The sequence below is a fragment of the Pseudoalteromonas sp. TAE79 genome (genome assembly GCF_000498015.1).
Classification (GTDB): Bacteria; Pseudomonadota; Gammaproteobacteria; order Enterobacterales; family Alteromonadaceae; genus Pseudoalteromonas.
Genome location: NZ_AUTL01000148.1, coordinates 58501 through 64723, shown reverse-complemented (window position 1 = coordinate 64723; position 6223 = coordinate 58501). Strand labels below are relative to the sequence as shown.

Annotated in this window: 5 protein-coding genes; all 5 read right to left on the bottom strand. The window is 40.1% G+C overall.

All coding sequences use genetic code 11. The features are described 5' to 3' along the window. The coding region (locus L655_RS0110885; protein WP_024604528.1) for a DUF6444 domain-containing protein at window positions 1–363 on the bottom strand (363 nt) is incomplete at its 3' end. 101 nt (window positions 364–464) lie between these two features. Then, window positions 465–1451 carry a virulence protein RhuM/Fic/DOC family protein gene (locus L655_RS0110880; RefSeq protein WP_024605045.1) on the bottom strand — a complete coding sequence of 329 codons (987 nt, stop codon included), beginning with the start codon at window positions 1449–1451 and terminating at the stop codon, window positions 465–467. After that, on the bottom strand, window positions 1452–3770 hold the full coding sequence (locus tag L655_RS01000000125480) for a DEAD/DEAH box helicase family protein (RefSeq protein WP_241764478.1): 2319 nt from the start codon (window positions 3768–3770) through the stop codon (window positions 1452–1454). Between the two features lie 81 nt (window positions 3771–3851). Continuing rightward, window positions 3852–4895 carry a type I restriction endonuclease gene (locus L655_RS1000000127980; RefSeq protein WP_241764477.1) on the bottom strand — a complete coding sequence of 348 codons (1044 nt, stop codon included), beginning with the start codon at window positions 4893–4895 and terminating at the stop codon, window positions 3852–3854. A 70-nt stretch (window positions 4896–4965) separates the two neighbouring features. After that, entirely contained in the window at window positions 4966–6102 is a 1137-nt protein-coding gene (gene csm6, locus L655_RS0110870; protein ID WP_024605044.1) for a CRISPR-associated ring nuclease Csm6, read from the bottom strand. Window positions 6103–6223 lie beyond the last annotated feature (121 nt).

The window sequence follows — 6223 nt, the reverse complement described above, 5'->3', positions numbered from 1 at the left end:
GACTTGTCGCTTTTGAAAACCCACCTCACGATAGTGACCTTTAGGTAAAAAATCTCGGTCAACTAAAATGACTTGTACCTCATCAGGTGTTTCTGTTTGAGTCAGCGTTTTACCTACTCGGCCTTTTTGTCCGCCAGCTGATTTTTCTGACTTCTCTCTTGTTGGCTTTGTTCGGTTGATATCTTTTGATGGAGGAATGCTACTATTTTGACTATTAAGTCCTAATTTACTAGCTAGCATAACAACGACAACAAGAATGAGTTCAATAGACATCTTCAACGCTGGCGAGAGTGTTTTATCTTCTTGTAACTGAGTTTTAGTTTGCTCAACTATTTCAGTGATATTTATGCTGTTTAAATTCATTAAAGCTAGAGCGATAGGGTAATAGCTCTAGCTTGGCATACTGGCAGGATCAGTCAATAGCTAAAAAAGATCCTTAGAAAATAATTTGTCTTGGTGAATAGTTACAATAAATTTTCGATTAAGCGAATAATGGTGTCTTTTTCTTTAGGGTTTGACTCTGCGACTAATAAGGTTATTGCCGCTAAGCCTGTGTCGTTTATTACGGGTTGATAATTTTCATTTAACAGGCGTTGATTACGATTTAGAAAATCGACAAATAAAAATGCTGCGGTGCGTTTATTGCCATCACTAAATGGGTGGTTTTTAACAACAAAATATAATAAATGCGCCGCTTTACTTTCTATGCTTGGGTAGGCAGGCTCACCAAATACACTTTGATCTAACGCGCCCCAAATTGCATTTAGGCCATTGTTACGCTCTTGTGCAAATAACTTGGTGGCTTCGCCTTTGTTTATAAGGTTTTGCTTAAGCTGTGAAATCGCGATTTTTGCATCATTAAGTGGTGTAAGTGCACCGCCTAATTCCCCTTTTGGTGAATTAAGCAGTCCTTCATCATACTGTTGTAGCCATAAGAAGGTTTGCGTGTAACTGGCAATTATATCTACAAGCCCTGCACCAAACTCACTGTTTTGTGGCAAAACAGCAATACGTTTAACGAGTTGTAATGCGTTATCTAGCTCTGTTGCATTTTGTGCTAATCGCTCTTGGTTTAAAGTGTAGCCTTTTAATAAATGCTGCTTTAATGTTTTAGTCGCCCATTGGCGAAAGCGCGTTGCTTGGGTTGAGTTAACGCGGTAGCCCACGGAAATAATAGCATCAAGATTGTAAAATTTAGTTTTTGATTTTTGTGTTTTCCCAGCTATTGCACCGTGTTCAGTGGTTTGTTCCAAAATGGAACTAACCACTTCTTGCTCCAGTTCACCAGTCTTAAAAATATTAGACAAGTGCTTTGTAATAGCGGGTCGCTTCGTTCCAAATAAATCAGCCATTTGCGCTTGAGACATCCAAAGCGATTCATTTTTAAATTGAATATCAAAAGATAACGAACCATCCGGAGTTTGGTATATAACAACACCTTGATTAGCCATTTACAATCTCACCTCTTTTTCAACAGATTGGTTTTTATCACCCAATTGTACATCAAACTGCTTAATAAATTGCTCTATTACGTCGGCTTGTTGCTGGCTAAATACGCCATCGAGCCCCATGTCGTGTATTTGTGTAAAAGGTGCGTCGTAAAGCTGGGCTATTTCAATAGAGCCGTGGCGAATTAGGTGGTTTTTTAACATACCAATAAAGCGCTGTTGCTTGGCATTAACATGGGTGTGTATTTGCTGCACAAAGGTTGTAAAGCTTTGCTCTATGGCGTTTTTATCCATGCCGACTATGGTACGCAATATTTTGTCTAAGCTAGCGGTTGATTCGGGAAAAAACTCTTTTAATGTATTTAAATCAACACTTGGGTTTTGCGTATGCACTAACGAGCTTAATTGCGCTAAGTCGGCTTCGGTTACTTGTTCGCCATTGCGAATTTTTTGCAGAACGCTGTCGGTTTCAAATAACGGGGTGAGTGTTTTTTCAACCTCTTGTCGGTATATTTGATAATCAATAGAGACTATTTTTGTAAGCCTATCAGCTTCGTGTATTTGGTTTGCGTCTTCTTTTATATCGAGTATAAAGTCACTTTTTGGCGGTGTTATGTCTTTATTACGCAGGTGTATAATACTGCGTAAATTAATGCGGCTTTGCTCAAGCGCTGCATGGGTTAAATACTGCCAATATTGCTCGGTTTGTATTTCTGCTATTGCAGGTGCTTTGCTACGTACTTCGTTTAAGTGCATTTGTAGCGATTCAACTTTGTTCATTACATTTTGTTTAGCTAAATCAATTTGGCTTTCATCGGTAATTAACAGCGTTTGAATGGTGGTTAGCTCAGAATCAAATTTATACGCTTCACTTTGCCCCATAATGTTACGCCATTGCATAAGCGGCGCTACTTCTTCTAGCAACGTTTGTACATCATCAGGGATAAACTGATTAAGGCGTTTTAGGTCTTTAAAGGTTTCGACCACTTGCCAGTTGTCGCGCACCGATATTGATTCCATTGGCAGTAAGCAAATATCGTCGTGAATTAATTTTATTGTTTGATCAAACACATCCATATTGGCTTTTTTGAGGGCGGTTTGTGCAAGGGTTACCCGCGCTTCAAATAGCTTTTGCAGTAACGATTTAGCTTGTTTTACGTCTTCTTCTTCTGGGTTTTCATCAAAGTATTCAAAATTTGCCCAGTGGTCGAATATTAAAAAGTGAGTTTTGTGCTTACCTGGGCCATATAGGTTTTCGCATAAGCGTGTGCCACGGCCAATCATTTGCCAAAATTTTACTTTTGATTTTATGGGTTTGGCAAATACAAGGTTTACACATTCTGGTACGTCTATGCCGGTGTCGAGCATATCGACCGATACAGCTATGCGTACGCTGTTTTCGTCGCTTGATTTAAAGTCGTCTATTAGCTCTTCAGCACGTTCGTACTTTGAGTGAATTACGCGGCAAAAATTAGCACCATGCTGCGGGTAAAGCTCGCTAAACAGCTGCGCCATTAATTCGGCGTGGGCTATGTTACGGGCAAATACTATTGTTTTACCAGGTAGTTGGCCGTCTTTGTCCCGCAGGCCTTTTTCCATTAGGTTACGTAGTATTAGCCTGTTGGTGTCTTTATTTTTAATGGCTTCGTCTATTTGTTTTGCATCAAAGTCGAGCTCGTTCGGATCAATCCCTTGCTCTTCTAATTGGGCTATTTGCTCATCAGTTAGGTTGTCTTTTTTAATGCCTTCGCGTAAAAACTGCGTGGTGTAACTTACAATTTTGTAAGGAACTAAGTTGCCTTGTTCTATGGCGTCTTCAAGCGGGTAATTGGCTGTTGGCATTTTGTAATCACAGCTAAATAAATCACAGGTTGAGCGCGATACCATTTCTACCGGCGTGGCGGTTAAGCCCACTTCTAGCGCGTCAAAGTATTTAAAAATATCGCCATAAATATTGTAAATTGAACGGTGCGATTCATCAGCCACTATTAGGTCAAAGTGACCTACGTCGTACTTGTTCATTATACGCAGCATGCCTGGGTAGGTTGCTATAAATACACGCGCACTCGCTGCGGTGTTTTTAGCGCTTTTGCCTACAATGTGTACTGGCTCTTTGGTATGCTCGGTAAAGGCATTACCTGCTTGTTTACGTAGCTCTTTTCGGTCACATAAAAATAATACGCGCTTAGCCCAACCTGCATCGAGCAGCCGTTTTGCAAGGGCGATAGATACGCGTGTTTTACCTGTGCCGGTTGCTTGCACAATAAGCGCTTTGCGGTGTTTGTCGCTAAAACGCTCACACACACGGGTTATGGTTTCCATTTGATACAAACGCCCTGCTACTGCAGTATCTATTGGCGTGGTGTTTAGCTCTTTTTTAAGCGTGCGCTGCTTTATTAAGTACTACAGGGAATCTTTTGAGTAGTAACCGTATAAACCACGGCTGTTATAACCTTGCGCATCGTCTAGAATTTTTATATCCCAGCCGTTTGAATAAAAAATAACGGGCCGTTGGCCATATTGCTTTTCGAACGCGTTGGCATAAAGCGTTGCTTGCTGGCGGCCTTTTTCGATGTTTTCGCGGGTGCGTTTGGCTTCTATTACAGCAAGTGGCTTGCCATCGTCATCCCATAATACGTAATCAACATAACCTATGCCTGTTGTTGTAGGTTGGCCTGTTACTTTTACTTCTTTGCCAACGTCTTCTGTTGATTCGTCGTCAAGTGCTACATTCCAACCTGCATTACGCAGGTCTAAGTCGATAATACGCTTACGGGTTTCATCTTCGTTAAAGTTAAAACTTGAGTTAACAATTTGCTCATTTCGGGTTTTAACCTGGTTAAGCTTTTCTGCATCAATAGTTTGTTTTAGTTTTGCTGTTTGCTGCTGGGCTTGTTTTTGTGCAAGCTCTGCGGCTTCTAGTTCGTCAAGTGCGCGTTTTAAACGGGCTTGATTTTCGGCTAGCTGCTGAGTGAGTTGTTTGTTCTTTTTAGCAAACTGGGCATCACTTTGGTTAGTGGGCTGTGTTTGCTCAGGCGCTTTAAACTCTGGGCATTCTTGTTGCGTGCCATTGGCATAAGCCATAAACAAATAAGAGGCTACAAAGTAGCTTTCTTTTAATATCCAAATAGCTTGTTGTTGATCTACTTTGCCTTCATGCGCGGCTTGGTTGCCGCTTTTACGTATGGCATGGAGCTTATCGGTAATTAAACGCGGGACTGCGCTGGTAAAGTCGTCGGCGGTAAGTTTGTCGAAAATGTTAGACGTTGGTAAAACAGGTAAGCGAAGTTCTTTGTATAAGTAGCCTACTACTTTTTCGGCAAAGCAACGCAGCTTAACTAGTGAGCTTTGTGGATCGGTAATCGCATAGTCTTCTGCAAAAGCGGCTAACTGGTGTAGCTCTGGCCACTTAGATTGAATATGTTCAAAGTTCATTGATTGCTTCATTCCTGATTACTTCCTTATCAACTAATTTACCATGCGTTATTATTTTTATGCGTTTGCAAGCTTGCGAATATTAAGCCGTTATATTTATTTTTATATTATGTGTTACTGCACTTAACCAGTAGCTTGTTTCAAAGCTTTGGTTATTGGAGTCAATCGCTATTTTTTTAGCAAGCTCGTTGGGTAACACCTTATTTATTTTATTGTTTATGCGGCTGCGCGTTTGTTGCACAAAGGTTTTTTCCATTACCTTTAAATTACTGTGCAAACCATCTCTAAAATCTTCGGGCTCTATGCCAAAGGTGTCGCGGAATATACGTAAATCACTACTATTTTGCTGTAAAAGCATGAGATATTCTTTGCTGTAACGCAAAGACTCTTCAAAATCACGACCCACAACTAGCTTTTTATGTTCACTTTGGCTGTATTGGTTTAACCATAAATAAAAGGCGGTTTCTTTTGCGGTAAGTTTAATTTCGATACCTGCAAAGGTGAGCGTTTTTGCTTTTGCGTTTACTTCAAGGGTTAAATCTTTTTTATGAGCTGAGTTTAAGCTTGCTACTGTTTGGCTAAACGATGCACTTTGCATATTTGCAATGAGGGTTTCGTCGATAGATTGGCGCATTCGTACAAAGGGTATTTCGGCAAGGGTTACATTTGCATTAATACAGTTTACTTGCGTGCCATTTTTACCATCAATAATGTGGTCGTAAGGTGTTGGGTAGTAAAAGTCTCTAACAAATTCAAATTCGTTATTCACAAATACATGACTGAGCGAATCTTGCTCGCGACCCAATAATGACATGGCATAACCTAAATAAAACGCCATTGTTTTACGCCCACCAGCAATAGACGCATGAATACTAATATCGTTTTTATTGGTAAGTTCAAACACTTTACGCGTAATAAAGTCGGCCATGTAAGTTTGTTCTATTTCAGATTTAGCATCATTAATAGGTTGGCCTTTATCGTCTTCTATAAGCCATATGTTTTCATCGGGGAGTTCAATAGTGGGCAGTTGGTAGTCTGTTATTAGTTTAGCTAAGTGACCTTGCTTAAATAATCCATCGGTGAGCATAGCCTTGGTACTTTTTGTTGTAATAACAAACACCTCTTCTGGCATAGGCTTACCCTGCTGATAAAGCGCAAAAAGCGTTTCAGTCAATACTTGTGGGCTGGCACCGGTAACTATTAGTAGTACATTCTTCATCAACGATCCTTTTGTATGAGGAGTCTGCATAATACATAAATTACATAGTTAATGAAACTTGTTTAAGCTCAGTGAATTAGAGGCCTAATTACTTAGCTTTAAACTACTGTGTATAAACAAC

What these genes read in the sequence shown, in the direction of transcription:
- L655_RS0110880 (WP_024605045.1), bottom strand. Translation starts at nt 1,451, where the DNA reads ATGGCTAATCAAGGTGTTGTTATATACCAAACTCCGGATGGTTCGTTA.
- L655_RS01000000125480 (WP_241764478.1), bottom strand. Translation starts at nt 3,770, where the DNA reads ATGGAAACCATAACCCGTGTGTGTGAGCGTTTTAGCGACAAACACCGC.
- L655_RS1000000127980 (WP_241764477.1), bottom strand. Translation starts at nt 4,895, where the DNA reads ATGAAGCAATCAATGAACTTTGAACATATTCAATCTAAGTGGCCAGAG.
- csm6 (WP_024605044.1), bottom strand. Translation starts at nt 6,102, where the DNA reads ATGAAGAATGTACTACTAATAGTTACCGGTGCCAGCCCACAAGTATTG.